Origin of the sequence: Aeromonas sp. CU5, from assembly GCF_002586745.1 — a bacterium.
GTDB lineage: Bacteria > Pseudomonadota > Gammaproteobacteria > Enterobacterales > Aeromonadaceae > Aeromonas > Aeromonas sobria.
On sequence record NZ_CP023817.1, the window covers coordinates 1,986,193 to 2,012,229 of the forward strand.

Genomic DNA, 26,037 nt, shown 5'->3' on the forward strand with positions numbered 1-26,037 from the left:
TCGCCAAGGCGAGGTTTTTTATTGGCGCTTAAACGTGAAATATCAGATAACCGATTGCTGACGATCTGCGGCCTTGACCCACACGACTTCACGCTCCCCCGCCACACAGATGAGATAGCGGGCAACGGTAAAGAACCAGTCACTCATCCGGTTCAGATAGGGCAAGACCTCGGGATTGACGCACTCTCCATGACTCAATGTCAGCAGCAAGCGCTCGCAATGCCGTACCAGGGTACGCACCACATGTGCCTGCGCCGCGGCGCGGGAACCGCCGGGCAATATAAATTGACGCAGCGGTGGCAATGGCTCGCTATAACGATCGATCTGCTGTTCAAGTCGAGTGGTCCAGGCGGCATTGACTTGCCAAATAGATGGATTCTGGGCAGCACTGGAGAATGCCAGCTCGCCCCCCAGATCAAACAACTCCTGTTGCAGCAACTGCAAGTCAGCCAATAAACCGGCCTCTTGCGACGGCACTTCACAAATCAGCAGGCCGATATGGGAGTTGAGTTCATCGATATAACCGTAGGTTTCGACCCGCAAATGGTCCTTGGCCAGCTGAATGCCATCGGCCAGCCGGGTCATGCCCTTGTCACCCTGCCTCGTATATATTCTCATACCGACATCCTGTTAATAATGGGAATAATCATGGACTCGAGTCCATTGAGTTTGATCTCGTAAGCCAACGCCAGGGTCTGGCCCAATTTACCCGCCGGAAAACCGCTGCGTGCCATCCACACCAGATAGGGCTCGGGAATATCGATGATACGCCGCCCCTGATATTTTCCGTAAGGCATCTTGTTGGTCAGGGTCAGTAGCACCTGTTCGTCGGATAGCCAATCCATATTAATCGATATCCAGATATTTATGAGTCTGGATTGAAAGTCGCCAATTACGGGCGATACAGGTTTCCATCGCCAATTGGGTGGCCCGTGGTTTCTGGCTAATCGGCTGCAAGGCAATGACCACATCCGGACGCAGGGTCGCGGTCGCCAGCAGCGCATCCAGCTCTTCAATATGGTGCTCGGTTGCCACCGGATGCTTGATCTCGTTGGCGCGCTCCAGCGCCGAGACCAGTACAGGCAGTCCCCCTTTCATGCCAATCTTGGGCGAAACAGTGACCCAGGTCTGCTCATGGGTCTTGATCTCGCTGGTACCACTGGTTTCTATCTGCACCTGATAACCCGCCGCCAGCAGCGCTGACGATAGGTCGTGCAGATCGTAGAGGCAGGGCTCGCCACCGGTGATCACCACATGGCGCGCCTGATAACCCAGATCGCTAAAGCTGGCTATGATCTGCGCGGTGCTGAGTTTGCTCCAGCAATCGGATTCGTTGGAGCGATCCAGCACCGCCTCTTTACCCACTTCACGAGCCGGATCAACAACCCAGGTATGGCGGGTATCGCACCAGGGGCAGCCCACCGGGCAACCCTGCAGGCGAACAAAGATGGCGGGCAGGCCGGTAAAGATGCCCTCCCCCTGGATGGTCTGGAAAATCTCGTTGATTGGGTAGTGCATCTCGATCACGGCTTGTTGCAAAAGTCGCGGATTATACCCCAAGCCACGGCAAGACGCAGGCTCACTCTGCGCTTTTCTCATCCAGCCCGGTTTTTTCAAACAGCCTGGTCATGATGCCCGCCTTGTCGGCCAGATAGTTGTTCAGACCGCGACTGCGCAGCTCGCAAGCCGGACAAGTACCGCAACCGTCACCGGCAATGCCGTTGTAGCAGGTCAGGGTCTGTTGGCGCACCGTGTCGAGGTGACCATAGTGATCCGCCAGCGCCCAGGTCTCGGCCTTGTCGAGCCACATCAAGGGGGTTTCAAAACGGATGCCGCGACCCAGCCCCAGCGAGACCGCTTGGTTAAGGGCCTTGACGAACTCGTCACGGCAATCGGGATAGCCGGAGAAATCGGTCTCGCACACCCCGGTGATCACCGCTTCGGCGCCGACCTGATAGGCATAGATGGAGGCCAGGGTCAGGAACAGAATATTGCGACCCGGCACGAAGGTATTGGGCAGGCCATTATCCTGCAGCTCGCAGCTGACCGGAATGTCGTCACGGGTCAGGGCAGAGACCGCCAGCTCATTGAGCAGCGTCACATCCATCACCTTGTGGGCGGCGATCCCCAGCGCACTGCCCAGACGGCGCGCGGTGTCGATCTCTTCCCTATGACGCTGGCCATAGTCAAAGGTGATGGCGTGCACTTCGTCATACTGCGCCAATGCCTGCACCAGACAGGTGGTGCTGTCCTGACCGCCACTGAAAACCACGACTGCTTTTTTCATCTTGATAACTCCTTGAAATGTCACGAGCGGCGGCCTTCGGCAAAGTCCTGCCACTGGGTATTCAACCGGTTGAACAGGGTCAGCAAGGGCGCATAGCGCTCCGGCCTCCCCTCCCACCGGGACAAGAGGTGATAGCCCGCCTCTATGGTAGAGAGGGCATCGGGAAAGGGTTTCTTGCGAATGGCATATTGACCGGCAATGGCGCCAATGCCGATGCGGGGCAAGCGGGCCAGTGCCGGGTTGCTCTGCAACATGCGGTAGGCTTTGCGCCAGGTGCCGTCGAGCAAAATAAAGGCGACGGATGCCGTATCAGAGGGTTCACTCTCCCGCTGTTGGCGAAGATCGGTCAGCGAAATGGCATCCTCATCCGGCCAGAGTAGATAGCAGCGACGGGAAGGATCTGCGAGCAGTGCGTTGAGCCACTCATCGCCGGAAAAGTCCTCCCCCACATGGATCTCGCACTGCAGCAAAGAGGCCGCCAGCAGCGCCGCCGTGCCCTTGGGATGTGCCACCTCGTTGGGGTGCTGCAAGATGTAGAGAGGCGTTGGGTTATCAACCGCCACAATATAATCGCACAGGCAGGCTTTGAGGGCTCGGGTGCAACGTGTACAGTATCGACTGTTCTTGTCGTTGGGCTGTTTCATGTTGTCAGACAAATCTGGATTGCTCTGGGTTATCACGCTCTCTCTCACCAGCTTGCTACTCTTCTTTACCGTTCCCAATCTTCAGCTCTCCTTCGATCGGCCCTTGATCGCCGAAGGCGAAGGGTGGCGGATCATAACAGGCAATCTGGCCCATACCAATCTGTGGCACCTGCTGCTCAATCTGGGCGGCCTAGCCATCCTCTATAGCCTGTTTCGCGACTACCTGGGTCAGGCTCGCCTGCCGCTGCTGATGTTGCTGCTCTGGCTGGCAGTGGGCTTGGGGATCTGGTGGTGGTGCCCGCAGACCCAGTGGTACATGGGGCTATCCGGCTCGCTGCATGGCTTGTTTGTCTGGGGGGCGATGCAGGATATCCGCCACGGACGCCGCACGTCGGGCTGGCTGCTGCTAGCGGGGATGGGGCTCAAGCTTGTGATGGACTTCTACAACGCAGGAGATAGCCCGATCTCGACTCTGATCAATGCCAGGGTACACATCGGATCTCATCTTATCGGGGCAGGTGCAGGCCTGCTGCTTGGCCTGCACCGTGTATCACTGAGTGAGCCTGTTACGCACCAGCCAGCTCGGCATTGATGCTGGCCAGCATGGCGGCCGGATCGGCAGCCTGCGTAATGGGGCGACCGATAACCAGATAATCGGCACCCGCTTCGACCGCCGCTTTGGGTGTCATCACCCGGCGCTGATCGCCCGCAGCCGAACCGGTCGGGCGAATGCCCGGGGTTACCAGCTTGAAATCTGCGCCCAGCAAGGCTTTCAGCTCATGGGCCTCGTTGGCAGAGCAGACCACCCCATCCAGACCTGCTGCCTTGGTCAAGGTAGCCAGCCGGATCACCTGCTCGGCCGGGCTCACATCCAGACCAAGGGGGATCATGTCGGACTGCTCCATGCTGGTGAGCACGGTCACTCCGATCAGCAGCGGCGCCTTGTCGCCATAAGGCAGCAGCGCCTCTTTGGCGGCACGCATCATCCGCTCGCCACCACTGGCATGCACGTTGACCATCCAGACACCAAGCTCGGCACTGGCTGCCACGGCTTTGGCAACGGTATTGGGAATATCGTGAAACTTCAGATCCAGAAAGACATCGAATCCCTTGGCCACCAGCTGACGTACAAAATGTGGGCCAAACAGGGTAAACATCTCCTTGCCTACCTTGAGACGGCACTGGGCCGGAGAGATACGTTCAACGAACGCTAAGGCATCTGCCTCGTGCTGATAATCCAGCGCTACCAGTACTTTGGGATCTTGCATCTCACATCCTATTGCTTGTTATTCACCGTCCAGACCACGGATCGGCTTGATGGAACCCCACTGACGACAAGACGGGCACTGCCAGAACAGCGAGTGAGTGGCAAAGCCGCACTGCCGACACTTGTGGGTTGACTTGATTTTGATCTGCGCGCCAACCAGCTGTTGCAGCAGTTCGAGACTCTCCTTGGCAGGCCCCTCCTCCGCACTGGCCAGCTGAAAACCCACCAACTGGTAAAAACCTTTCATCGAGGGATGACGACGCAGTTGACGCAGCACCAGTGAACGGGCCTGGCTCAGGCCATCACGCTCTTCAACCAGCTTGGCAAGGGCGAGGGTCACGCTGACACCGGCGTGATCTTCCACCGCCTTTTCAAGCAGCGGGATCAAGGCTGGCGTGCGGCCCAGTTGCTGATAGCATTCCAGTAGCTTGGGCATCGCCTCGGATGCAAAATCGATATCCTGCTCAAACACCCGCAGTAATTGTTTACCTGCCTGCTCATACTCCCCCTGGGCCATGGCGTGGTCAGCCAAGCGCAAACTGGCGCGGGCACAGGCGGGGTTGATGCTGAGCGCTCGATTCAACCTGGCCAGCCCCTCGCCAGTATTGCCCTCACGCAAGGCAATCTCGGCCTGTTCGCAATAGAAGTGGGAGATGGGGGCTGCGAGTTTCTTGCCCTGGAATTTTTGCAGCCGGACTGCAGTATCAATAGCCTTGTCCCAATCCCGCAACTGCTGATGGATGATCAGTAGCTGCGCCAGCGCCGTCTCTTCGAAATCGCTGTCATCACACAGTTCGTTCCAGAGCGCTTCTGCCCTGTCCAGCAAACCTGCTGCCAGAAAATCGCGGGCCAGCTCCTGCAGGGCAAGCTGACGCTGTTCACGGGTCAGTTGGCGGGTCACCAGGTTCTGGTGGATCTTGATGGCGCGATCGACCTCCCCCCGCTGGCGAAACAGATTGCCAAGAGAGAGGTGGGTTTCGATGGTTTCACTGTCCACCTCAAGCAACTGGATAAAGAGATCCACCGCCTTGTCGGATTCATCGGACAGCAAATAGTTGAGGCCCGCCACATACTGACGGGAAAACTCGTTACTCTGTTTCTGGGTGTCCTGGCGAACACTCCTGCGGCCCATGTACCAGCCATAGCCGGCGGCAATGGGTAATAGCAGGAAAAGCAGTTCAAGCATGGAGGAACATTATTCCTTACCCGGTGAACGGGCCAGCTCCAACTCGCGGGATTGACGACGCATGGTGCGGTTGAGGGTGCGGTTTTGCATCTTCAGGCGCAGGAACAGCAGACCAAATACCAGCCAGCCCAGCAAAAAACCGCCAGCGAAAAAGAAGCCCAACAACATGGCAAGTGAGAACTCACCCTGAGCGATCAGGTAATTGAACTGAACCAGCTGGCCATTTTGTGAACCCAGCGCCAGCGTCAGAATGAATGCCAGCACCAACGGAATGAGTGCCAAGATACGCTTCATAAGAGCTCCCTGTCAGTATCTAATGAGAGGCTGATTATCCTTAAAATCGCAGGCAGACTCTAGCGTGAATGGGAAAAGAGTTTCAGAAACAAGACGATTGGCACAGGAATCCATGCCAAAAACAAAAAAGGCATACCTCAGGTATGCCCATTTCTACATTATTCGATGATGTTGACGCGCTCGCGCAACTCTTTACCAGGCTTGAAGTGCGGAACATATTTCCCGGTCAGTTCAACCTTGTCCCCAGTCTTGGGGTTACGTCCCACTCGGGGCGCACGATAATGCAGTGAAAAACTGCCAAATCCGCGGATTTCAATCCGGTCGCCGTTTTGCAAGGTCGACGCCATTTGTTCAAGGATTTCCTTGATGGCGGCTTCGACATCCTTGGCCGGCATATGCATGCGGCTGGATGCCAGTTGTTCGATGAGATCTGATTTGGTCATAACGTTAAATCTCCTTCCCCGATCACATGCAATATTCATTTATGCCAAGATAAAAAAGGGCGGCGCAATGCCGCCCTTTTTATGCATCAAGGATTACTCACCCTTGGCGGCTTTGAATGCTTCCATCATAGCATTGCTGAACACAACTTCTTCTTGTTGGTTCAGGCTATCGATAGCAACACGCTCATCAGCCTCGTCCTTAGCACGGACAGACAGGCTTACAGTGCGGTTCTTACGATCAACACCCATGAAACGAGCTTCAACTTCGTCACCAACAGACAACACCAGAGTGGCGTCTTCTACACGGTCACGAGCAGCGTCGGAGGCACGCAGGTAGCCTTCTACGCCGTCAGCCAGTTCGATAACGGCACCTTTGGCATCAACCTCGGTAACCTTACCCTTCACGATAGCACCTTTCTTGTTATCAGCCAGGTACTTGTTGAATGGGTCTTCTTCGATCTGCTTGACACCCAGGGAGATGCGCTCACGCTCCGGATCCACTTGCAGAACAACGGCTTCGATCTCGTCGCCTTTCTTGAATTCACGCACGGCTTCTTCGCCCTGGTTGTTCCAGGAGATGTCAGACAGGTGAACCAGGCCGTCGATGCCGCCATCCAGACCGATGAAGATACCGAAGTCAGTGATGGACTTGATCTTGCCAGAAACACGGTCGCCTTTAGCGTGAGTTTCGGCAAACAGCTGCCATGGGTTAGATTTGCACTGCTTCAGACCCAGGGAGATACGACGACGCTCTTCGTCGATGTCCAGAACCATCACGTCAACCACGTCGCCAACGTTAACAACTTTGGACGGGTGGATGTTCTTGTTGGTCCAATCCATCTCGGATACGTGTACCAGGCCTTCAACGCCTTCTTCGATTTCAACGAAGCAGCCGTAGTCGGTCAGGTTGGTCACGCGGCCAGACAGACGGGTGGTCTCCGGGTAACGCTTGGCGATAGCAACCCAAGGATCTTCGCCCAGCTGCTTCAGACCCAGAGATACACGGGTACGCTCGCGGTCAAACTTCAGAACCTTGACAGCAATCTCGTCGCCAACGTTGACGATTTCGGAAGGATGCTTAACGCGCTTCCACGCCATGTCAGTGATGTGCAGCAGGCCGTCAACACCGCCCAGATCTACGAATGCACCGTAGTCGGTCAGGTTCTTAACGATACCCTTAACTTCTTGACCTTCTTGCAGGTTAGCCAGCAGGCTTTCGCGCTCGGAGGTGTTCTCGGTCTCGATCACAGCACGACGGGAAACAACAACGTTGTTGCGCTTCTGGTCCAGCTTGATGACTTTGAACTCGAGTTCTTTGTTTTCCAGGTGAGCGGTGTCACGGATCGGACGCACGTCAACCAGAGAACCCGGCAGGAAGGCACGGATGCCATTCAGTTCAACGGTGAAACCACCCTTGACCTTGCCGTTGATGATACCGATAACGGTAGCTTGCTCTTCGTAAGCCTTCTCAAGCTGCAGCCAGGCTTCGTGGCGCTTGGCTTTTTCACGGGACAGCTTGGTTTCGCCGAAACCATCTTCGATAGAGTCCAGAGCTACGTCAACAGTGTCACCCACGCTGATTTCCAGCTCGCCCAGGGCGTTCTTGAATTCTTCAGCCGGGATGGCAGACTCGGATTTCAGACCGGCGTCAACCAGTACAAAACCATTTTCGATAGCAACGACAGTACCCTTGACGATGGAACCTTGACGGGTTTCAACGGAGTTCAGGGACTCTTCAAAGAGTTGAGCAAAAGATTCGATCATTGTTTATGTCACAAATGAAACATCCACTTGCAATCCGGCACAAGCGGGGCTGTTTTAAATAATCTGCGCCATCCATGGTGCAGACGACCGGATGTCAGCTTGCGCTGGCATCACCAAGTTGTTGCTCTGCATAGGCAAGTACTGTTGCCAGCACTTCCTCTATGCTCATGGCGGTAGAATCCACCACCAGAGCATCTTCTGCCGCTTTAAGGGGCGCTACGGCGCGATTTCTATCGCGGTCGTCACGTTCCCGAATCTCGGTTAAAAGACGCTCAAAGTTAACATCAAAGCCCTTATCTTGCAACTGCTTATAGCGGCGCTGGGCCCGTTCTTCAGCGCTGGCATCGAGGAAAATCTTCACTTCAGCTTCTGGGAAAACCACGGTGCCCATATCTCGACCGTCGGCAATCAGACCCGGAGCTTGACGAAATGCCCGTTGACGACGTAGTAACGCTTCACGCACCCGGGGGAAAGCAGCGATTTTACTGGCGGCATTACCCACCTCTTCGGTACGAATGGTGCGTGACACATCCTCCCCTTCCAGGATCACCTTCACGGCATCGCCTTCCACCTGAAATTGGACATCCAGATTGGCGGCCAGCGGCACCAGTGAGGCTTCACTATCCAACGCCACGTCGTGATGCAGAGCGGCCAGGGATAACACCCGATAGATGGCGCCGGAATCCAGCAAGTGCCAACCCAGCTTTTCAGCAAGCAGCTGACACAAGGTGCCTTTACCTGCACCACTGGGGCCATCAATTGTCATTACGGGGGCCATCTGAGGCATAACTTCTCTCCTGCACTGTGTTGCTCCCATCCCGAAGGGGTGGGTTAATGGGCGCCGATTATACCCGAATGTGATGTGCCTGGCAGTCATCAATCGGCACAAAGACTGAAAAGCGCCACTTCGTGGCAGTCCAGTATCACGTTTGGAAATTTCAGTAAGCAATGCAGGGACTTGTTCTTATGGTTGTTCCCGACAAGGCACGTTAAACTGGCCCCCCTTTTTTGAGCAGTGAGTAGTAAGGAGCAACCTATGAGCAGCGTTACCCTCGTGGCCAAATCCAAATTGCCAACCCCCTGGGGCACCTTCACGCTGGTAGGTTTTCAGGAAACCGGCACAGGCAAGGATCACGCCGCACTGGTGATGGGCGACGTTACCGGCGATGACCCCGTGTTGGGTCGTATCCACTCTGAATGTCTGACCGGTGACGCCCTGTTCAGTCTGCGTTGCGACTGCGGATTCCAGTTGCAAGCCGCCATGGAAAATATTGCCAAGGCAGGCCGTGGTGTCTTGTTATATGTGCGTCAAGAGGGCCGTGGTATCGGCTTGCTCAACAAGATCCGCGCTTATCACCTGCAGGATCAGGGGGCCGACACTGTCGAGGCCAACGTGGCCCTCGGCTTTGCCGCCGATATGCGCGATTACACCATCTGCGCCGATATGCTCAAGCAGCTCGAGGTGAAATCCCTACGCTTGATGACCAACAACCCGCGCAAGATGAAGGCGATGGAATCCTTCGGCATTCCGGTCGCCGAACGGGTGCCCTTGCAGGAAGGGCGTAATCCCCACAACGAGTTCTATTTGTCGACCAAGGCCAACAAGCTGGATCACATGCTGAAGAAGTGAGACTGCATTGACGAATGCGAGATGGTCAAACGCCTCCCGTTGGGAGGCGTTTTTCTTATGACGACCGCACAGCGACCAAGGCTATCGCAGTGGCACAGTCAGATTGGCCAGCAGTGCATCAAACTCTTCGCCAATGCGGGCTGAGCAGCATTGATCGACCTGCGCTCGGGCCAATTGCGGCGCGAGACGTTCAATCAGTTCGTACAGATAGCCGCACAAAAAGGCCCCTCTGCGCAGACCGATAGCAGCCACGCCACCAGGTAGCCAGGGCACAGCTTTGAGCACCAGATCGCCATCTCGCTGGGGCTCCCAGGCAAAGGTTGTCATGACACCAATGCCCATCCCTTGTCTGACATAGGTCTTGAGCACATCGCTGTCGCTCGCACTGCAGGCGATCCGGCTCTCGGCATGGGCACAATCGGTGCCATGAGTGGCAGAGAGCGCCCTTCCGTCGGTCACCAGCGCAAACTCAACCAGCTCGGCCGGGGTCAGCGATGTCGCTTTGGCCAACGGATGATCCTTTGGCAGCACCAAGCCCCGTTGCCACTGAAAACAGGGAAGCATCAGCAGATCGCTCCCCTCTTGCAGATCATCGACAAGTAACAGATTGGCAACGCCATCAAACACGGCTGCACGGCACTGCGCCGCACTCCCCTGCATCACCATTACGGCAACTTTGGGAAAGCGGGTCATGAAGCCCTTGAGAATGGCAGGCAGAATATAACGAGCCTGCAGATGAGTGGCTGCTATGGTGAGGGTTCCCTGCTCCGGATGCACATGCTGCTTGGCCATCACCTTGATGGTGGCGACCTTGTCCAGCACCTCGGCAGCCACTTTGATCACATCCCGACCGATGGGGGTGATCTGGGTCAGGTGTTTGCCGCTGCGCTCGAAGATCTGGATCCCCAGCTCATCCTCCAGCATTCTCACCTGTTTGCTGATCCCGGGCTGGGAGGTGAAGAGGCTCTCGGCGGTGGCCGACAGATTCAGCCTGTGGTTGGCTACCTCGACGATATAGCGCAATTGCTGCAGTTTCATGGTGTAGCCCTCAAGCGAACCCACGTTAATAGTAACAAACTTTCAGCAATGGCCCGCAGCCATCAGGCTGGGCGATCCTTGAGTAGGAAATCGCGCAAGGCACGGTTGGCCATGGAGAGCGGATCGCCACGCCGCCATGCCACGCAAAGATCGAGGTAGATAGGCGGGTCGAAGGGCACACCGCTCAGATCAGGCTCCTCTTCCAGCACCATCCGCAAGAAGGTGGTCACCGCAAAACCTTGCCGCACCACCGCCTTGAGCAGAGGGATCAGATTGCTCTCAAAAGCGATGTCGGGTTCAACACCCAGGCTCTGTGCCAGCACCTCCATATGCTCCCGGTGATAGAAACCACGGCGAAACAGCGCCAGCTCCTGAGCAAAAAACTGCGAGAGGGTCACGGCCGGTTCGCCGCGCAGGGGGTGATCGTCCCCTACAACCATCAACATCTCTTCACTCAGCAGATGTGCCCCCTCGATGGCGGGCGGCAGATCACTGGTGATGAGAATGGCCAGATCGAGGGAGCCATCCACCATCCGGCTGAGCAACTCGCGGGTGCCGGCCTCTTCGACCCGGATCTTGAGGCCGGGGTAGCGATGCTTGAAGGCCATCAGGCGAGGGGGAAAATAGTAGGAGCCCATCATGTAGGGGATCCCGATCCGCACCTCCCCCCGCTCCAACCCCTTGAGTTCGGCCATCTCGGCCTCGGCCTGATGCATTTGCAGCAACAGGCGCTCGGCATGGCGGCAGAGTACCTCCCCCTCCGGGGTCAGCCGTACCGCCCGGTCCTGCCGATCAAACAGCCGCAACTCGAGCTGCTGCTCCAGTTTAGCGATAGCCATGCTGATGGCCGGTTGTGCCACGTGCAGACTGTTGGCTGCCTTGGTAAACGAGCCGGCATCCCTGACCGCCAGCAGATAGGTGAGCTGTTTCAGATCCATGTATCAATTCATCTTATGAGATGGATAATTTAAATATATTATATTTATAACGCCAAGGGCTCTACCCTGACCAAAAGCAGTCAGGACAATACGCAATGATTGAAGTCGGAAGTCGCGAGTGGATACGCGCAACCCTGGCCCTCAGCCTGGGATCTTTTCTGGTGTTTCTGAACCTCTACCAGACCCACCCCCTGTTACCCCTGATTGCCGAGGTCTTCTCGGTCAACTCCCTGTCGGCCAGCTGGACGCTAGCCGGATGCACTGCTGGCCTCGCCGCCTCCCTGCTGATCTGCGCCAGACTGGCGGATCGCCATGGCCGTCGACAGGTCATGCTGGGCACGCTGACCCTGGCGATCCTGCTCTCATTGCTGATCCCGCTGGTTGAACAGTTTGGCTCCCTGCTGCTGCTGCGCATTGTACAGGGGGCGCTGCTGGCGGGGCTGCCCGCCACCGCCATCGCCTACATGGGGGAAGAGTTCAGCAAACGGGCGCTGCTCTCGGCGGTGGGGGTCTATATTGCCGCCAACTCCCTCGGTGGTATTGCCGGTCGGGTGGTGGGCGGCCTGCTGGCAGGCTGGTTTGGCGACTGGCAGCACACCTTTCTGGGGATTGGTGTTATCAGCCTGTCGCTGCTGCCGTTGGTCTTCTGGCTGCTGCCCCATCAGACCCGCTTTGTGGCAAGCGCCCCCGTTCGCGGCCAATTTGCCCGCGCCTTGCAGCAACACCTGACCAACCCCTTGCTGGTAGGGGCTTACCTTATCGGCGGGCTCAACTTTATGGTGTTTCTGAACCAGTTCAGCTATCTCACCTTCCTGCTGGCCAAGCCTCCCTTCTCCCTGCCTACCCAGTGGCTCGGCATGTTGTTTCTTACCTATCTCTCGGGGACGGTTGCCTCCTCCCTGAGCGGCCGCTTTGCCAACCGCTGGGGGGCACAACGTATGCTGCTGGTCGGGATCGCCCTGATGGCCCTCGGCACTCTGTGGCTGCTGCTGGGTAGTCTACCCGGGATCCTGAGTGGCTTGCTGGTCTCCAGCTTCGGCTTTTTCCTGGCACACGCCTGCGCCAGTGCCTGGGTTGGTCATCATGTTGAACACCACCGGGCCCTCGCCTCCTCCCTCTATCTGGTGGCCTACTATCTGGGGGCGAGTCTGGGGGGCTTTACTTACACCCATTTTGGGAGCAGGGCCAGCTTGGCGGGCTGGTCATGGGGATTGAGCTGGTCCTCATCCTGACGGCGGGCTTGAGCCTCTGGCTCGGCCGCCTCAAGCAACGAACCGAATCCCCACTGCCCGCCCAGCAACCCCACCGGCACGGGTAACGGGATCAGCGCAAACAGGGTCACTCACAACCCGATAGCCATCTCGCGATCAAGACAGCCAGATAGCAAAAGGGGTCACACTGGTGACCCCTTTTGCTGCGTTACTCAAGAGCCTGTCAGGCTCGCACGGCATTGTGCGCACAATCAATCCTGCTCGAAATAATCCGCAGGCACCGCCACCACAGCGCCGGTCGCCACCTCTTCGGCGATCACCTCAGCCAGCGGGCGCAGGTGAAACTTGATCTGGCCGGAGGGCAACATCAGGCCGATATCAGGATTGCGGGTATCTTGCATATTGCCGGTTTTGAACGGCAGCTCGGGATAGCGCGCCACAAGTGCAGGGAGCGAGGCAACCACCAGCTCGATATGCTCAAGCCCGGCCTGATGGACGCGACCCGGTTTCGGCGCAGCCAGTTCGATACAGGGCACCTGCACCTCGCCAACCTGCACCGACTGATGCAGCTGATAGGTGACGATGGGACGACCGCCGATCATCCCCTCCACCAGCAAGGTGCCCGCCTCGGCCAGCACAGCGCATAGCGCGCGGTACTCCTGCAACGTAGCAGCCCGATAACAGAGGTGATCGACCGTTGGCTGGGGAATAGTGACGCCACTGGCGGCCAGTTCGGCCAACAGCTGAGAAACAAATGGGGCCATTGGCCCCAGTGTGGAATCGAGTGAATGAGACATACTTACCATTTCTTCTTGGGTTGAAACAGGACATCGAGCTCGTCGGTTTCCTTGTCCTTGATATTCTGCAGATCCTGCGCGCTGTTCTGTTGCTGTTGCTCATCAAGCGCCTTGAGACCCTGCCGCATATCCTCTTCTCGGGCGACCAGATACGGATCTTTGTCGCCGACATTGCTGATGGCAGCGAGTCCCTTGGTATAGAGTTGGCGACAGGTACCAAATTGGCCCTGGATCTGCGCATCCATCGCCCGCTTGATCAAATTGGAGATATTGATTTTGAGCTGCATCAGCTCGAGCCGGCGCTCTTCCTGAGCAAACCCCTGCGGGTCAATCTTGCCCTTGTTGTGCTCGACTCGCAGCACGGCCCGCATCTTTTTGACCAGTTGCAGCATCTGGATCGCCTGGCGATCAGACTCAGGGGTTTTGAAATGCCCTTCATCATGAGGACTGTAGTTTTCCTGCACGTTCTTGATCTGGGTCTGCACATCGGCGATGCGCTGCTTGATCTGGTTGTTGGGCATCACCTGGGCGATGGCACGATAGGCATCGAGGATCCGGTGCTGCAACAGCAACACCATGTTCTTGGAAAAAGGCACCAGATTGACGTTCAGCAGCACCTCTTCGGTCTCGTCGGCCACCGTCTTGTGTCTGGCAACGGCGTGACGCTTGTCCGCCTCAGCCTTCTGCTTATATTGCTGCACCACGTTATAGGCGATAACCAAAAACAGGAGTGCGCCGATAGACAGCAATACCAAAGTTAAAATCATAGGATGTCCAAACCCCTGTCCCAATCCAATTGCGTGATCCTACAACAGCTTACCCACTTAAGGTAGCCTGCAGATCCCCCCTTACCCACGATTTGTCGCCAAGCTGTACCCCCGGTCTCAGGGAGAGATTGCATGATCAGGGGATGATGACCATGGTGGCCACTTCCCCATAGTATCGCCCATCAGCGCCATTACTTGAGGTTATAGCCCCGCGATTGCAAGAAGCCCATCATGAAAGGGCGGGACTCTTTACTGAAAATTGTGCGGATCTGGCCACTCCAGGTCTGCTGCTTATTGTTGTTGCTGCGCGCCTGATAGTAGTCCGCGATCTGCTGATCGTACCGGGCCAGCAGATCGCGATCCAGCTGCTGTTGATAGCGATCCTGATGCACCACCAGCGCCTGGGGCAAACGGGGTTTCTGCTCTGGTTGTTGATCCGGATGACCGAGACAGAGGCCAAACAGCGGGATCACCTGATGGGGCAAGCCTAACGACTCGCTCACCTCGGCCGGATGGTTGCGAATGCCGCCGATATAGACACCGCCCAGCCCTAGCGACTGGGCCGCCAGCAGGGCATTTTGTGCCATCAGGGCCCCGTCGATGGCACCGATCAGCAGTTGCTCCGCATAACCGGTCTGGGCCTCGGGCACAATCTGGCTGTGACGATGGTAATCGGCGCAGAACACCAGAAACTCGGCCGCCTGCACCACATAGGGTTGATTGCCAGCCAACATGGCCAGCTGCTGACGCACCTCGGGTTCGGTCACCCGCACAATGCTGGTCACCTGCATGAAGCTCGAGGTCGAGGCTGACTGGGCTGCGGCGAGAATGGCATCCAGCTGCTGCGGGGCGATCGGCTCGGCAGTGAACTGACGGATGGAGCGATGGGAAAGGATAAGATCGATGGTCTGATTCATGGCACCTCCAAAATGAGGTCACACCATAGCGAAAAAAACGAGAGAGCCCAAGGCTCCCTCGCATAACCCTGTTTAAGGGGCAGGATAAATGTAAGGGGCTTGCAACCCGAGCGGGAAGCCGAGCGCCCAGTAAAGCAGCAGGAAAATGGTCCAGCTAACCAGGAAGGCCAGCGAGTAAGGCAACATCATGGAGACCAGGGTACCGATCCCGGTGCTCTTCACATACTGCTGGCAATAGACCACCACCAGCGGGAAGAAGACCATCAGCGGGGTGATGATGTTGGAGGCAGAATCCCCCACCCGATAGGCCGCCTGGGTCAGCTCGGGGGAGATCCCCACCGCCATCAGCATCGGCACCAGGATCGGGCTGATCAGCGCCCATTTGGCCGATGCTGATCCCACCACCAAATTGACGGCTGCGGTAAGCAAGATCATCCCGACGATGGTGACCTGACCAGGCAACGCCAGCGCATGGAGCACTTCGGCACCGGAGAGGGCCAGCAGAGTACCCAGGTTGGAGTCGCCAAACGCCTTGATAAAGAGCGCGCAGAAGAAGGCCATCACCATGTAGGAGCCCATCTTGTTCATGGTGGCCGACATGGCATCGATCACATCCTTGCCACTCTTGAAGCTGCCTGCGGCAAAGCCGTAGACAATCCCGGGCAGGATAAAGAGCAGGAAGATCAGCGGCACGATGGATTTCATCACCGGCGCGGCGAAGGTAGTCAGGGAGCCGTCAGCGGCACGTAGCGGGGAATCAGCCGGCGACAAGGCCAACGCCAGCAGCACGATGGCCGCCAGCATGGCAAACCCGGCCCAGTTGAACGCCCGGCTCTCTTGCGCGCTGTAGCGGCCCATCTCGTCGGCACTCTCCAGATCCTCGTTGAGTGCCACATGCTTGAGACGCGGCTCCACCACTTTTTCGGTGACAAACCAGCCGACGCAGATGATCAGCAGCGAAGAAGCTCCGGTGAAGATGATGTTGCACAGGGTATTGACCATGTAGTCGGGGTCGAGCAACTGAGCGGCGGACTGGGTAAAGCCCTGCAGCAGCGCATCCCCGCCGGAGGGCAAAAAGTTGGCGGCAAAACCACCGGAGACGCCGGCAAAGGCGGCGGCGATCCCCGCCAATGGATGGCGCCCGGCAGCGTGGAAGATGATGCCACCGATGGGGATCACCAGCACATAACCTGCATCTGCGGCGGTATGGCTGACGATCGCCACCAGGATCAACATGGGGGTGAGGAAACGGGCAGGCGTCACTTTCAGCAGCTTTTTCAGGCCGGTGTTGATAAAACCGGACTGCTCGGCCACCCCGACCCCCAGCATGGCCACCAGCACGATGCCCAGCGGGGCAAAGCCGGTGAAGGTGGTCACCATGGTGGAGAGAAACTCGGCCAGACCGGCGCCGGTCAGCAGGTTGTTGACCACCACCGCCTCCCCGGTGCGGGGATTGACCAGATCAAACTGGAATTGTGACAACACCCAGGAGCTGACCCAGACGATCAGCAAGGCATAGAGGAACAGCATGGCGGGGTCGGGTAATTTGTTCCCGGCTTTCTCGACGCCATTGAGGAAACGGTTCAGCCAGCCGTTGGGAGGGCTGGCTGGACGGTCATTGACAGCAGCATGACTCATTATTGCGATACTCCTTTCCCTAGAAACGAGGTCGCATGCTAGCAATCCCTGCCAATCCGTCCCATGACGGGCCGCAAAAACATGATTAATATTGATTAAATATGGCGGGATAAAATCCCAAATTGTGGCCTAACGCACACTTTTCACTCTGCCATTACGGCGTCAAGCAGTGGATAACGCCCAACCTGACACTCCACCACGAAACCACTCGCCTCAACTTGCGCCACTGTCAGCGGTTTGCTGAACAGGTAGCCCTGGAATACCTGACACCCCTGGGTCTGCAGGGCAGCCAGTTCGTGAGGCTCCTCAACCCCTTCCGCCATGATCTCCAACCCCAGATTGGTGGCCATGGCGGCGGTTGCCCGGATCACCGGCAGGTTGAGGCCAACCACGAAGGATCGGTCCAGCTTGATGGTGTCGATGGGCAAGCGATTCAGGTAAGCAAGGGATGAGTAGCCGGTGCCAAAATCGTCGATGGCAATCTTGATCCCCTGCTCGCTCAACGCATCGAGAATGCCGAGACACCCCTTCATATCGAGCATCAGCACGGTTTCGGTCAGCTCCAGCGTCAGTAACGAGGCATCGACCCCGTGCATTACCAACTGCTGGCGCACTTTTCCCGGCAGAGAAGATGAAAGCTGAAAACCGGACAGGTTGACGGAGACCGGCACTCGCTGCGCAAAGCGCGTTTTCCAACTGGCCATCTGAGCCAGGGCGGTGGAGAGCACCCAACTGCCAATTTCGCGGATCAACCCCATCTCTTCGGCCAGCGGAATAAATTCCACCGGTGAGACATGGCCGAGTACCGGGTTGTACCAGCGCAGCAGCGCTTCATAGCCAATCAACCTTCCCTTGGCCGCATCAACCTGCGGCTGGTAACAGAGACTCAACTCCTGACGGCCGATGGCCTTGGCCAGAAACTGCTTGAGGTTGAGCTTGCGCTGCAGGGTCTGCTGCATGCTGGGGGTGAAGCGCTGCCAGCGCAGCCGCCCCATCTGCTTGGCCTGATACATCGCCATGTCAGCCCGGGTGATGAGGTTATCCCCATCATCGGCATCGTCGGGATAGATGGCGATGCCGATGCTGCCGCCGATGGTCACCTCCGGCAGCCCGCTCAGCTGCAGCGGTTTGGTCATCTGGGAGAGCATCTGATCGGCCACCTCTTGTGCCCGATCCCCCTGATTGCCCAGCGGCACCAGTGCGGTGAACTCATCGCCACCGAGGCGAGCCAGCTCAACATCCCGCGGGCAGATCTGTTTGAGGCGACCGGCGACCCGCTCCAGCAGGCGATCTCCCGCCTTGTGGCCGTAGTTGTCGTTGACCAGCTTGAAGTTGTCCAAATCCATGAATACCAGCGCGAAACGCTCACCCAGGCCGCAATAGGCTTCAAGGGATTTCATCAAACCATAACGGTTGAGCAGACCGGTCAGGGAGTCGTGCCAGGCGAGGTGGCGATGCTCCAGCTCCTCGAGTTTGCGATCGGTAATGTCCCGCATGGTGAGCAGAATGCGGGCACCCTGCTGGATATAGCGGAACTGATACTGAAACCAGCGCATCCCCTTGAGGGTACGGCACTCCCCCTCGGTCACCACCTCATCAAGGCGAGAAAGCTTCTGGTAAAAACTGTCGTCATTGCCGGAGAAGATCTGGGAGAGTTTGGCGATCTGGTGACCAAAACACATCTCGAAGTGGTAGTTGCCACTCTCGAACACACCGTGGCTATCGAACAGGCAGGCCAGGGTATCGCCGGTCGCCAGAGAGGACTCCTGATAGAGGGTATCGGAGTCGAGCACAGCCTCGGTCATCATCATCAAACGGCCAGCCAGCTGAATGCCGGAGAGGCGCAGATAGATCTGCTTCTTGACCCCCTTTGGGGAGAGGGTCCACCACTCGTTGTAACTGCGTCCCTGCTGGAAATCCCCCAGATAGCGCTGCAACAACAGATCGATGGCGGTGGCCATATCGGCCGAAAAATCACGGCCACAGAGCTCCGCGAGGGACGAGGCCTCCCAGACGGGAAGAGCCGCACGATTTGCCCAGAAAATATGATGATGCTCGATGTCATACACCCAAATCGGGGTATGTAGCACATCCATGGTTTTCAGTAACCGTTCGTCAAGGGTATTCATCAGATCAAGGTCATTCCTGCTGGATGGTCACTGGCTAACCAAGAGAGAAATCTAGCAAACTGCCAGAGGTCGAATGCAAGGAGCAAACACCGCTCGACCACCATTTTTAATATGGCCAAGAGCAGACAACACGACTTCAAAAATCAGTAACAAAAAGGCATTTCCAGCAATAGAGCGAAGGGAAATGCCAGTTTTCACCGCTAATTCAAGTGCGTTCCATTGTCAATTTTTAACTTTTTTCTCCATTAAAAACAAGCACTAAGAGATGCTCAGTCGAGCCCTTTCAACTCGAATTACTGTTTTGCGGCGGCGACTTTTTTATTAACAGTTTAATCAGCGACAAAAATAGTCGTCATTCCTTTCACAAAACATCCATTAATTAACCAAGTGGATGGAGAAACAGACAAAAACACACCCATGCGGACAATATTTATGCATTATTCATGATTCTGAAATACACCATATTCATTCTCCGGCAAAACAGGGGAAAAACGTGAATACGTGATCGTGATCTCATTTTTATCGGAGGCCGATGTGACGATCACTCAGCGCGCCACTACTGCCATACCAAAACGACGGCATCATACAACCGAGTCACATCCCCTTTGCACACCGACTATGCGATTGACCATATCGCACTCAGCAAACGTAGCGAGTGCCATATTACCACCTGGGTGTAATCATTTAGTTAACAAGCCACGGCAAAAGTGGTATCAGCAGAAATCGAATCCAGATCAATTAAACGCTGAATTACGCTTGCCAACCCTGGACGCTCTTTTTATGGTTGCCCCCTTGTTACACCCAGAACAGCGTTTATGAAGCACATCGAAGAGTTCTACCTGTTCGTCAAGGTGGTGCAAGAGGGGGGATTCTCCCACGCTGCCGCCGCACTGGGCATGCCAACAGGCACCATCAGTCGACGCATATCCCAGCTGGAAGAGCAACTGGGTTGCTCCCTGCTACATCGTTCTACTCGCAAAATCCGGCTTACTGATGAGGGTCTCAGATACTACGAACGGATCTGCACGCCGCTCGCGCAAATCGAACAGGCCACCAGCGAGATCCAGGGCAAAGAAGCCGACATCACCGGGCTTATCCGGATAGCCGCGCCGATCGCGCTCTCCAACACCATCCTGATCGATATGCTGGCCGAATTCGGGCTGCACTATCCCGAGGTGCAGTTCGATATCACCCAGACCAATGATCACCAGCACCTGTTCGACAATGATCGGGATCTGGTGTTCTTCAATGGTGAGCTGCCCCAATCGCTGCCCAATGCGATCTGTCTCGGTCATATCGAGTACGGCCTGTTTGCCTCGCCGCTCTATCTGGCCAAAAAAGGAACTCCATCCCACCCCAATCAGCTGGAAGAACACGATCTCATCTACTGCTGGCCGCACCAACACTGGCAGTTGACCGACCAGGATGGCCAGAGTGTCTGTGTCAAACGCGCCGCCAAACTGACCGTCAATCAGACTCAGGCTGCGGTGCGGGCGGCAAGGCGTCATCTGGGGATCGTCAATGCCCCCCTGCACTATTTGAACAGCTTCCTCCATGACGAGCAGCTGGTGCCGGTACTGACTGACTGGCAAACTGGCAACCGCCCCTTCTACATGTTGTGTTGCCAGCACCAGTTCGCCCCGTTGCGTGTTAAGATGTTCGTTGAATTTGTTGAAAAATACTCAGCGCGCTATCGCAATCGTCAATGGGACAACCAATTTTCACAAGGTGATACCCTCACCCATTGCATCTGACCGTTAGCGGGCCACACTTATAGCAATCCTTGCCAACAGAGCCTGCCTAACGCCATGAATGTATTGATATGTGATGACTCCGGGTTCGCCCGCAAACAGCTGGCGCGGGCACTCCCCGCCGACTGGAAAGTCGATTTGCACTACGCGGCCAATGGTCTCGAAGGGATCGAACAGGTGCTGATGGGTCATGGCGATCTCATCTTCCTCGATCTCACCATGCCTGAGATGGACGGTTACGGCGTGCTGGAGACCCTCAAACGGGAGGGGCTGCGCAACAAGGTGATCGTGGTCTCCGGCGACATCCAGCCGGAAGCCTATCAGCGGGTCATGGGGCTGGGGGCGCTCGATTTCATCAAGAAGCCTGCCGCCCCTGACACCCTGCTCGCCCTGCTCAAACAACATGGTTTCTGGAGCGCAGCCCCAAGCGGTCATTCGGGCGCCATCGAGCAATTGCTCGGCGGCGTGATAGCAGATGCGGGCGTCATCATCACACCGGAAATTCGTGACGTCTATCAGGAGCTGGCCAACGTCTCCATGGGTCAGGCGGCCGACTTGCTGGCGCGGCTGCTCAACGCCTTCGTGGTGCTGCCCATCCCCAACGTCAACGTGCTGGAGGTCTCCGAGCTGCACATGGCCCTCTCGGCGGCCGCGGATTCGGATACCCTCTCCGCCGTCTGTCAGGGGTTTATCGGGGCGGGGATCGCCGGCGAAGCGCTGATCCTGTTCCATGACTCCAGCTTCAAAGATTTGGCCAAGCTGATGAACCATCAGGGGACGCTGGATCGCACCGCCGAACTGGAGCTGCTGATGGACACCGCCAACGTGCTGATCGGCGCCTTCCTGCGCGGCTACGCCAACCAGCTCGATACCCCCTTCAGTCAGGGGCATCCTGTGGTCCTTGGCCAGCACAGATCTATCAACGAACTGATCAACACCAACAAGAGTCGCTGGCGCCGCACGCTCGCCATCGAGATCAACTACCGGATCCAGGATTACGCGGTGCAGTGTGATCTGCTGCTGCTGTTTACCGAAGATTCCATCGCCACCATGAACAACAAAATCATGCACATGCTCTAGGAGTGACTATGGAAATCCGTGAATTTCATTGGCTGATGAACATAGTCCAGAACCTGGACGTAGGCTTGGTGGTACTCGACAAGGAGTACAAGGTACAGGTGTGGAACGGCTTTATGGAGAGCCACAGCGGTCGACTGGCCGGCGAAGTGCGCGACGGCGTGCTGTTCGAGCTGTTCCCCGATGTGGACAAAGCCTGGTTCGAACGCAAGGCCAACATGGTCTTCAAACTCAACAACCGCGCCTTCAGCACCTGGGAGCAAAAGCCCTATCTGCTGCGTTTCTCCAACTATCGCCCCATTACCGGCTCGGCCCCCCACATGTTCCAGAACCTGACCTTGGTGCCACTGGCCGATTTCGGTGGTCAGGTGACTCACATCGCGGTGATGATCTATGATGCCACCGATGAGGCTATGCTGATGAGCGGCCAGCGGCAGGCTTAAGCTTGCTGCAAACAACAGAGGGCGCCGCGGCGCCCTCTGTTGTTTCGGTATAAACAAGTCTCGGTATAACGTCTACATCACCAAGCCCTCTCAACGCACCCCGAGATACTCGGTGAAAGCGTCGATCACCTCTTCAATATCGTCGTCGTTGATCTGCAGATGGGTCACCAGCCGCAGTTCGCCGTAACCGGAGAAGAGGATCCCCCGCTCCTTCATAAAGGCCAGCAGAGGGGTGGACTCCCCCTCACGCAGCCGCAGGAACACCATATTGCTCTGCACCAGCGAGAGGTCGAGCTCGATGCCAGGCAGCGCCGCCAGCCCTTCGGCCAGCCGTTTGGCACGGCGGTGATCATCGGCCAAACGGGTCACATGCTGCTCGAGAGCAAACAGACCGGCTTGCGCCAGAATGCCCGCCTGACGCATGCCGCCCCCCAGCATCTTGCGCAGACGGCGCGCACGGGCGATGAAGTCGTAACTGCCCACCAGCAGCGAACCAACCGGTGCCCCCAACCCTTTGGAAAGGCAAATCGAGATACTGTCAAACGGCGCGGCGATCACCTCGACCGGGGTTTTGCTGGCCACGGCGGCGTTAAAGAGCCGGGCACCATCGAGATGGAGCTTCAATCCGCGCTCGGCAACGAATGCCCCCATCTCCTGCAGATAGGAGAGCGGCAGCACCTTGCCGTTGTGGGTGTTCTCAAGACAGATAAGGCGAGTCTGGACAAAGTGGGCATCATCAGGGGCCAGCGCCGCCTTGATATCATCGAAGGCCAGCGTGCCGTCGCGCTGCATCGGCAAGGGTTGCAAGGCCACGGAGCCCAGCACGGCACTCCCCTGCGCTTCATAGCGATAGATGTGAGCGGCGTTGCCGAGGATGGCCCCCTCACCGCGCTGACAGTGGCTCATCACCGCCAGCAGGTTGGACATGGTGCCGGACGGCACAAACAGCGCAGCCTGCTTACCCAGCAATCTGGCCCCATGGGCCTCCAGCGCGTTGACGCCCGGATCTTCACCATAGACATCGTCACCAACTTCGGCGTGGAGCATGGCCTGACGCATGGCATCAGTAGGCTGGGTGACGGTGTCACTTCGTAAATCGATATAGCGCATGAGATCCCTCCTGAAACAGGAGAGTGACGTTAGCCATGCGCCCCTCGCTTGGCAAGGGGCGCATGAGCAGAATGTGAAGCCAATAGGCGTCCGGGGAACCCGCAGGCGGGATTTACCAGGGCAGCGGCTGACCGTTGAGATCCAGTAGCTGGCCCGATTGAGTCAACGATAACCCCTTGATGAGATTGAGCAGTTTCACCGCCACCTCGGCAGGATCCTGCATTTTTTCCGCAGGCAACTCGCTCAGAAAGGGAGCGTTCATCGGGGAGTCCATCAAACCGGGCGCCACCGCCACCACCCCCGCTTGCGGGAAACGTTGCGCCCACTCAAGAGCCAATGTTTTCACCCCCATATCGAGGGCCGCCTTGCTCATCCGGTAGCTGTAACGCCCCCCTTCCTGGTTGGCAGCGATGGAGCCCGCCAGATCGGAGATGGCGCAGAGCCACAGCGGATGGTCATTCCCCATCAACCGGCTGAAGCGGGCAGCCAGCGCCAGCGTTGGCCAAGCATTGGCCAGCAGGCTGTCGCATAGCCACTTGGGGTGCACCTCTTCGACCCGCCGTTCCGGCATAAAGCTGACATCGTGCAACACGCCGATGGTGTTGATGACCACAGTGGGAAGCGGATCGGTATCGTAGAGGGTAAACAGAGCATCGAACGAGATGGCATCGATCTCTTGCAGCGGGAAGAAGGCCCCCATCTCGATCCCTTTTGGATAGGTGCGCCCGGCCAGCAGGAAGGATTCCCCCCTTGCCATCAGCTCTCTTGCCAGCGCCGAGCCCAGCGCACCGCTTCCGAGGATCAAGTAGCTCATCGCCCATTCCATGGAGAGTTATCTTGCTTAGAGCGTATCAGAATAATCAACCGGCCGTGACACGACCAAAGGGTAATACGCCCCTCATCACGCTTCCCCCAGATGGCGGCCAAACTCCCGCGCCAGCGCCAGATCGAGAAAACCGTCCGCTTTCTTGTGGGTGCGCAAAAACTGGTAATAGGCGAGCAGGGTGACCAGCGCCTCCTCATCGGGCAGCCCCACCCCGGGTTGCTGCTCGCTGAGCAGTTGCTGCGCCGCCGCCAGCGCCTCCCTGTCCACCACTTCCGCCTGACGGTAGAGATAACCGCAGCCGGTTGCCAGCCACTCCAGCGAGCAGTTGGCCCCCATGGCGATCTGGTTGGCCCGCGCCAGGCCGGGCTCGGCCCCTTTCAAATATTTGCGGATCAGCGCTTCACTGAGCCCCACCTTGCGGGCAAAAGCACTCACGCTCATCTCCCCGATCAGGCTCTGCAAGCGCTCGGCAAATCCTTCCATCTATCTATCTCCCTATGCCTCTCTGGTCAGAACTAAAGTTCGAATCATGCCACTGCCCATTATTGCTTTGCCAACCACATGAGGCCAAGATGCCCGCAGTCATCTATGTTGCACATCGTTTTCGCATCTCGTTTGTCAAGGAGTCAATCATGTCTGTATCCCGTGTCGCCCTGCACCCGCAAGGCCCCACCTTCTCTCGCCTCATCATGGGTTACTGGCGCCTGATGGAGTGGCAGCTCTCCCCGGCCGCCCTGCTCGATCTGATGAAATATCATCTGGATCTGGGGGTCACCACCATCGATCACGCCGATATCTACGGCGGCTATCAGTGCGAAGAGGCCTTTGGTCACGCCCTGCGCCTCGAACCCTCACTGCGCGAGCGGATGGAGATCGTCAGCAAGTGCGGCATCGCCCTCACCGCCAAGCCGGAGCATGCCCTCAACCACTACAACACCGGCAAGGGCCATATCATCGCCAGCGCCGAGGCCTCGCTGCGCAAGCTCGGCACCGACCATCTGGACCTGCTGCTGATCCACCGCCCGGATCCCCTGATGAACGCCGATGAAGTGGCCGACGCCTTCATCACCCTGCAACAGGCGGGCAAGATCAAGCACGCCGGGGTATCCAACTTCACCGCCCGTCAGTTCGAGCTGCTGCAATCACGCCTCCCCTTCCCGCTGGTCACCAACCAGCTGGAGATCTCGCCGCTCCATCAGGAAGGAACCCTCGATGGCACTCTGGATCAGTGCCAGCAGCTTGGCATTAAGCCGATGGCCTGGTCATGTCTCGGCGGCGGCCGACTATTCAGCGATGACGCCTACGGGCCGCTGCGCGCCGAACTGGAGCAGATCCGCCACGAAGTGGGTGCCCAGACTATCGAGCAGGTGGTCTACGCTTGGGTGATGATGCTGCCGAGCCAACCGCTGCCATTGATTGGCTCCGGCAAGCGGGAGCGGATTGCCGCCGCCGTGGCTGCCGAATCCATCATCCTCAACCGCCAGCAGTGGTTCCGCATCCGCAAGGCGGCGCTCGGTTACGACGTCCCCTGATACAAACAAAAACGTCCAGAAACAAAAACGGCATGGGGGAAACCCATGCCGTTTTTCATTGCCGAGGCACCTTAGCGGTGGCGCTGTTGCGGTCGACCACGGGGAGCATCTGTCTTCGGTTTGGCCTGGTTGACGGTGATGGTACGGCCACCGACTTCCGTGCCATGCAGACCAGCGATGGCCTTTTCGGCATCACCATTGACCGGCATTTCAATAAAACCAAATCCCTTTGACTGGCCGGTATCGCGGTCGATGATGATATCAACCTTGTCGACCTGTCCAAACTGGCTGAACAGGGTTTTCAGTTCGTCGGCCGTCATCCGGTACGACAGATTTCCTACGTAAATC

The 26,037-nt window shown here is 57.3% G+C and carries 28 protein-coding genes and 1 pseudogene; 7 read left to right on the plus strand and 22 right to left on the minus strand.

Going from position 1 to position 26,037, the window contains the following annotated elements; all coding sequences use genetic code 11:
* Positions 1-42: 42 nt before the first annotated feature.
* From CK911_RS08615 to CK911_RS08635, 5 genes are all read right to left on the minus strand, one after another.
* A complete protein-coding gene (locus CK911_RS08615; protein WP_098969649.1) occupies positions 43-618 on the minus strand; it encodes a cob(I)yrinic acid a,c-diamide adenosyltransferase in 576 nt (191 codons plus the stop codon).
* The gene (locus tag CK911_RS08620) at positions 615-845 is read right to left on the minus strand and encodes a DUF3820 family protein (RefSeq protein WP_005337126.1); all 231 of its coding nucleotides are present in this window, start codon (positions 843-845) and stop codon (positions 615-617) included. The genes CK911_RS08615 and CK911_RS08620 overlap by 4 nt, the downstream gene beginning before the upstream one ends.
* Position 846: 1 nt before the next feature.
* A complete protein-coding gene (queE, locus tag CK911_RS08625; protein ID WP_172953987.1) occupies positions 847-1,518 on the minus strand; it encodes a 7-carboxy-7-deazaguanine synthase QueE in 672 nt (223 codons plus the stop codon).
* A 61-nt stretch (positions 1,519-1,579) separates the two neighbouring features.
* Complete coding sequence (queC, locus tag CK911_RS08630; RefSeq protein WP_098969651.1) at positions 1,580-2,287, minus strand: 7-cyano-7-deazaguanine synthase QueC; 708 nt, start codon at positions 2,285-2,287, stop codon at positions 1,580-1,582.
* Positions 2,288-2,307: 20 nt separating this feature from the next.
* Positions 2,308-2,931, minus strand: coding sequence for a tRNA-uridine aminocarboxypropyltransferase (locus CK911_RS08635; RefSeq protein WP_098969652.1), 624 nt, complete (start codon positions 2,929-2,931; stop codon positions 2,308-2,310).
* On the opposite strand from CK911_RS08635, the gene rrtA reads away from it, so the two are divergent.
* Positions 2,930-3,523 (plus strand): rhombosortase, encoded by a 594-nt coding sequence (gene rrtA / locus CK911_RS08640; RefSeq protein WP_172953988.1) that lies wholly within the window; start codon positions 2,930-2,932, stop codon positions 3,521-3,523. The genes CK911_RS08635 and rrtA overlap by 2 nt on opposite strands.
* Here rrtA and pyrF read toward each other — a convergent pair.
* The 6 genes from pyrF to cmk all read right to left on the minus strand — a co-directional run bounded on the left by pyrF (position 3,498) and on the right by cmk (position 8,672).
* Positions 3,498-4,199: an orotidine-5'-phosphate decarboxylase gene (gene pyrF / locus CK911_RS08645; protein WP_098969653.1), complete on the minus strand. Its 702-nt coding sequence runs from the start codon at positions 4,197-4,199 to the stop codon at positions 3,498-3,500. The two genes, rrtA and pyrF, sit on opposite strands and share 26 nt — an antisense overlap.
* 18 nt (positions 4,200-4,217) lie before the next feature.
* Positions 4,218-5,384: a lipopolysaccharide assembly protein LapB gene (gene lapB, locus CK911_RS08650; RefSeq protein ID WP_068977931.1), complete on the minus strand. Its 1,167-nt coding sequence runs from the start codon at positions 5,382-5,384 to the stop codon at positions 4,218-4,220.
* Between the two features lie 9 nt (positions 5,385-5,393).
* Positions 5,394-5,678 carry a LapA family protein gene (locus tag CK911_RS08655; RefSeq protein ID WP_042019130.1) on the minus strand — a complete coding sequence of 95 codons (285 nt, stop codon included), beginning with the start codon at positions 5,676-5,678 and terminating at the stop codon, positions 5,394-5,396.
* 158 nt (positions 5,679-5,836) lie between these two features.
* Positions 5,837-6,121, minus strand: coding sequence for an integration host factor subunit beta (gene ihfB / locus CK911_RS08660; protein ID WP_033136607.1), 285 nt, complete (start codon positions 6,119-6,121; stop codon positions 5,837-5,839).
* A gap of 93 nt (positions 6,122-6,214) precedes the next feature.
* Entirely contained in the window at positions 6,215-7,885 is a 1,671-nt protein-coding gene (gene rpsA, locus CK911_RS08665; RefSeq protein ID WP_042019129.1) for a 30S ribosomal protein S1, read from the minus strand.
* Between the two features lie 94 nt (positions 7,886-7,979).
* Positions 7,980-8,672 carry a (d)CMP kinase gene (cmk, locus tag CK911_RS08670; protein WP_042019128.1) on the minus strand — a complete coding sequence of 231 codons (693 nt, stop codon included), beginning with the start codon at positions 8,670-8,672 and terminating at the stop codon, positions 7,980-7,982.
* A 249-nt stretch (positions 8,673-8,921) separates the two neighbouring features.
* Here cmk and ribA point away from each other — a divergent pair, with 249 nt between their 5' ends.
* The gene (gene ribA, locus CK911_RS08675) at positions 8,922-9,515 is read left to right on the plus strand and encodes a GTP cyclohydrolase II (protein WP_042019127.1); all 594 of its coding nucleotides are present in this window, start codon (positions 8,922-8,924) and stop codon (positions 9,513-9,515) included.
* Positions 9,516-9,596: 81 nt separating this feature from the next.
* On the opposite strand, the gene CK911_RS08680 is transcribed toward ribA, so the two are convergent.
* Both CK911_RS08680 and CK911_RS08685 read right to left on the minus strand, forming a co-directional pair.
* The gene (locus tag CK911_RS08680) at positions 9,597-10,553 is read right to left on the minus strand and encodes a LysR substrate-binding domain-containing protein (protein ID WP_098969654.1); all 957 of its coding nucleotides are present in this window, start codon (positions 10,551-10,553) and stop codon (positions 9,597-9,599) included.
* Between the two features lie 62 nt (positions 10,554-10,615).
* Entirely contained in the window at positions 10,616-11,491 is an 876-nt protein-coding gene (locus tag CK911_RS08685) for a LysR family transcriptional regulator (RefSeq protein WP_098969655.1), read from the minus strand.
* Positions 11,492-11,586: 95 nt separating this feature from the next.
* Between CK911_RS08685 and CK911_RS08690 the strand changes: the two are divergent.
* A pseudogene (locus CK911_RS08690) lies at positions 11,587-12,809 on the plus strand (MFS transporter).
* Positions 12,810-12,953: 144 nt separating this feature from the next.
* Here the strand turns inward: CK911_RS08690 and CK911_RS08695 are convergent.
* From CK911_RS08695 to CK911_RS08715, 5 genes are all read right to left on the minus strand, one after another.
* Complete coding sequence (locus CK911_RS08695) at positions 12,954-13,508, minus strand: VOC family protein (RefSeq protein WP_172953989.1); 555 nt, start codon at positions 13,506-13,508, stop codon at positions 12,954-12,956.
* Positions 13,502-14,266 (minus strand): hypothetical protein, encoded by a 765-nt coding sequence (locus CK911_RS08700; protein ID WP_042019119.1) that lies wholly within the window; start codon positions 14,264-14,266, stop codon positions 13,502-13,504. Before CK911_RS08700 ends, CK911_RS08695 begins: the two co-directional genes overlap by 7 nt.
* Positions 14,267-14,457: 191 nt before the next feature.
* Positions 14,458-15,183 (minus strand): oxygen-insensitive NADPH nitroreductase, encoded by a 726-nt coding sequence (nfsA, locus tag CK911_RS08705; RefSeq protein ID WP_098969657.1) that lies wholly within the window; start codon positions 15,181-15,183, stop codon positions 14,458-14,460.
* A 72-nt stretch (positions 15,184-15,255) separates the two neighbouring features.
* Positions 15,256-16,821 (minus strand): AbgT family transporter, encoded by a 1,566-nt coding sequence (locus tag CK911_RS08710; RefSeq protein ID WP_098969658.1) that lies wholly within the window; start codon positions 16,819-16,821, stop codon positions 15,256-15,258.
* Between the two features lie 143 nt (positions 16,822-16,964).
* Positions 16,965-18,917, minus strand: a complete 1,953-nt coding sequence (locus CK911_RS08715; protein ID WP_172954095.1) for a bifunctional diguanylate cyclase/phosphodiesterase — start codon at positions 18,915-18,917, stop codon at positions 16,965-16,967.
* An 848-nt stretch (positions 18,918-19,765) separates the two neighbouring features.
* On the opposite strand from CK911_RS08715, the gene CK911_RS08720 reads away from it, so the two are divergent.
* The 3 genes from CK911_RS08720 to CK911_RS08730 are packed head-to-tail and all read left to right on the plus strand — an operon-like array spanning position 19,766 to position 22,221.
* Positions 19,766-20,704 (plus strand): LysR family transcriptional regulator, encoded by a 939-nt coding sequence (locus tag CK911_RS08720; protein WP_098969659.1) that lies wholly within the window; start codon positions 19,766-19,768, stop codon positions 20,702-20,704.
* Between the two features lie 54 nt (positions 20,705-20,758).
* Positions 20,759-21,781, plus strand: coding sequence for a response regulator (locus CK911_RS08725; protein ID WP_098969660.1), 1,023 nt, complete (start codon positions 20,759-20,761; stop codon positions 21,779-21,781).
* 8 nt (positions 21,782-21,789) lie between these two features.
* On the plus strand, positions 21,790-22,221 hold the full coding sequence (locus CK911_RS08730) for a PAS domain-containing protein (protein ID WP_033137631.1): 432 nt from the start codon (positions 21,790-21,792) through the stop codon (positions 22,219-22,221).
* A gap of 90 nt (positions 22,222-22,311) precedes the next feature.
* Here CK911_RS08730 and ltaE read toward each other — a convergent pair whose 3' ends face one another.
* From ltaE to CK911_RS08745, 3 genes are all read right to left on the minus strand, one after another.
* A complete protein-coding gene (gene ltaE / locus CK911_RS08735; protein ID WP_098969662.1) occupies positions 22,312-23,331 on the minus strand; it encodes a low-specificity L-threonine aldolase in 1,020 nt (339 codons plus the stop codon).
* Positions 23,332-23,443: 112 nt separating this feature from the next.
* The gene (locus CK911_RS08740) at positions 23,444-24,145 is read right to left on the minus strand and encodes an SDR family oxidoreductase (RefSeq protein WP_098969663.1); all 702 of its coding nucleotides are present in this window, start codon (positions 24,143-24,145) and stop codon (positions 23,444-23,446) included.
* An 87-nt stretch (positions 24,146-24,232) separates the two neighbouring features.
* The gene (locus CK911_RS08745; RefSeq protein WP_098969664.1) at positions 24,233-24,640 is read right to left on the minus strand and encodes a helix-turn-helix transcriptional regulator; all 408 of its coding nucleotides are present in this window, start codon (positions 24,638-24,640) and stop codon (positions 24,233-24,235) included.
* 149 nt (positions 24,641-24,789) lie between these two features.
* Between CK911_RS08745 and CK911_RS08750 the strand changes: the two genes are divergently transcribed.
* Entirely contained in the window at positions 24,790-25,689 is a 900-nt protein-coding gene (locus tag CK911_RS08750) for an aldo/keto reductase family oxidoreductase (protein ID WP_098972552.1), read from the plus strand.
* Positions 25,690-25,760: 71 nt separating this feature from the next.
* Here the strand turns inward: CK911_RS08750 and CK911_RS08755 are convergent, their stop codons facing one another.
* Entirely contained in the window at positions 25,761-26,009 is a 249-nt protein-coding gene (locus CK911_RS08755; protein ID WP_013723828.1) for an RNA-binding protein, read from the minus strand.
* Positions 26,010-26,037 lie beyond the last annotated feature (28 nt).

Excerpts from the sequence above, each read along its gene's own strand:
- CK911_RS08615 (WP_098969649.1), bottom strand. The coding sequence starts at position 618 with ATGAGAATATATACGAGGCAGGGTGACAAGGGCATGACCCGGCTGGCC.
- CK911_RS08620 (WP_005337126.1), bottom strand. The coding sequence starts at position 845 with ATGGATTGGCTATCCGACGAACAGGTGCTACTGACCCTGACCAACAAG.
- queE (WP_172953987.1), bottom strand. The coding sequence starts at position 1,518 with ATGCACTACCCAATCAACGAGATTTTCCAGACCATCCAGGGGGAGGGC.
- queC (WP_098969651.1), bottom strand. The coding sequence starts at position 2,287 with ATGAAAAAAGCAGTCGTGGTTTTCAGTGGCGGTCAGGACAGCACCACC.
- rrtA (WP_172953988.1), top strand. The coding sequence starts at position 2,930 with ATGTTGTCAGACAAATCTGGATTGCTCTGGGTTATCACGCTCTCTCTC.
- CK911_RS08635 (WP_098969652.1), bottom strand. The coding sequence starts at position 2,931 with ATGAAACAGCCCAACGACAAGAACAGTCGATACTGTACACGTTGCACC.
- pyrF (WP_098969653.1), bottom strand. The coding sequence starts at position 4,199 with ATGCAAGATCCCAAAGTACTGGTAGCGCTGGATTATCAGCACGAGGCA.
- lapB (WP_068977931.1), bottom strand. The coding sequence starts at position 5,384 with ATGCTTGAACTGCTTTTCCTGCTATTACCCATTGCCGCCGGCTATGGC.
- CK911_RS08655 (WP_042019130.1), bottom strand. The coding sequence starts at position 5,678 with ATGAAGCGTATCTTGGCACTCATTCCGTTGGTGCTGGCATTCATTCTG.
- ihfB (WP_033136607.1), bottom strand. The coding sequence starts at position 6,121 with ATGACCAAATCAGATCTCATCGAACAACTGGCATCCAGCCGCATGCAT.
- rpsA (WP_042019129.1), bottom strand. The coding sequence starts at position 7,885 with ATGATCGAATCTTTTGCTCAACTCTTTGAAGAGTCCCTGAACTCCGTT.
- cmk (WP_042019128.1), bottom strand. The coding sequence starts at position 8,672 with ATGCCTCAGATGGCCCCCGTAATGACAATTGATGGCCCCAGTGGTGCA.
- ribA (WP_042019127.1), top strand. The coding sequence starts at position 8,922 with ATGAGCAGCGTTACCCTCGTGGCCAAATCCAAATTGCCAACCCCCTGG.
- CK911_RS08680 (WP_098969654.1), bottom strand. The coding sequence starts at position 10,553 with ATGAAACTGCAGCAATTGCGCTATATCGTCGAGGTAGCCAACCACAGG.
- CK911_RS08685 (WP_098969655.1), bottom strand. The coding sequence starts at position 11,491 with ATGGATCTGAAACAGCTCACCTATCTGCTGGCGGTCAGGGATGCCGGC.
- CK911_RS08695 (WP_172953989.1), bottom strand. The coding sequence starts at position 13,508 with ATGGTAAGTATGTCTCATTCACTCGATTCCACACTGGGGCCAATGGCC.
- CK911_RS08700 (WP_042019119.1), bottom strand. The coding sequence starts at position 14,266 with ATGATTTTAACTTTGGTATTGCTGTCTATCGGCGCACTCCTGTTTTTG.
- nfsA (WP_098969657.1), bottom strand. The coding sequence starts at position 15,183 with ATGAATCAGACCATCGATCTTATCCTTTCCCATCGCTCCATCCGTCAG.
- CK911_RS08710 (WP_098969658.1), bottom strand. The coding sequence starts at position 16,821 with ATGAGTCATGCTGCTGTCAATGACCGTCCAGCCAGCCCTCCCAACGGC.
- CK911_RS08715 (WP_172954095.1), bottom strand. The coding sequence starts at position 18,917 with ATGGATGTGCTACATACCCCGATTTGGGTGTATGACATCGAGCATCAT.
- CK911_RS08720 (WP_098969659.1), top strand. The coding sequence starts at position 19,766 with ATGAAGCACATCGAAGAGTTCTACCTGTTCGTCAAGGTGGTGCAAGAG.
- CK911_RS08725 (WP_098969660.1), top strand. The coding sequence starts at position 20,759 with ATGAATGTATTGATATGTGATGACTCCGGGTTCGCCCGCAAACAGCTG.
- CK911_RS08730 (WP_033137631.1), top strand. The coding sequence starts at position 21,790 with ATGGAAATCCGTGAATTTCATTGGCTGATGAACATAGTCCAGAACCTG.
- ltaE (WP_098969662.1), bottom strand. The coding sequence starts at position 23,331 with ATGCGCTATATCGATTTACGAAGTGACACCGTCACCCAGCCTACTGAT.
- CK911_RS08740 (WP_098969663.1), bottom strand. The coding sequence starts at position 24,145 with ATGAGCTACTTGATCCTCGGAAGCGGTGCGCTGGGCTCGGCGCTGGCA.
- CK911_RS08745 (WP_098969664.1), bottom strand. The coding sequence starts at position 24,640 with ATGGAAGGATTTGCCGAGCGCTTGCAGAGCCTGATCGGGGAGATGAGC.
- CK911_RS08750 (WP_098972552.1), top strand. The coding sequence starts at position 24,790 with ATGTCTGTATCCCGTGTCGCCCTGCACCCGCAAGGCCCCACCTTCTCT.
- CK911_RS08755 (WP_013723828.1), bottom strand. The coding sequence starts at position 26,009 with ATGACGGCCGACGAACTGAAAACCCTGTTCAGCCAGTTTGGACAGGTC.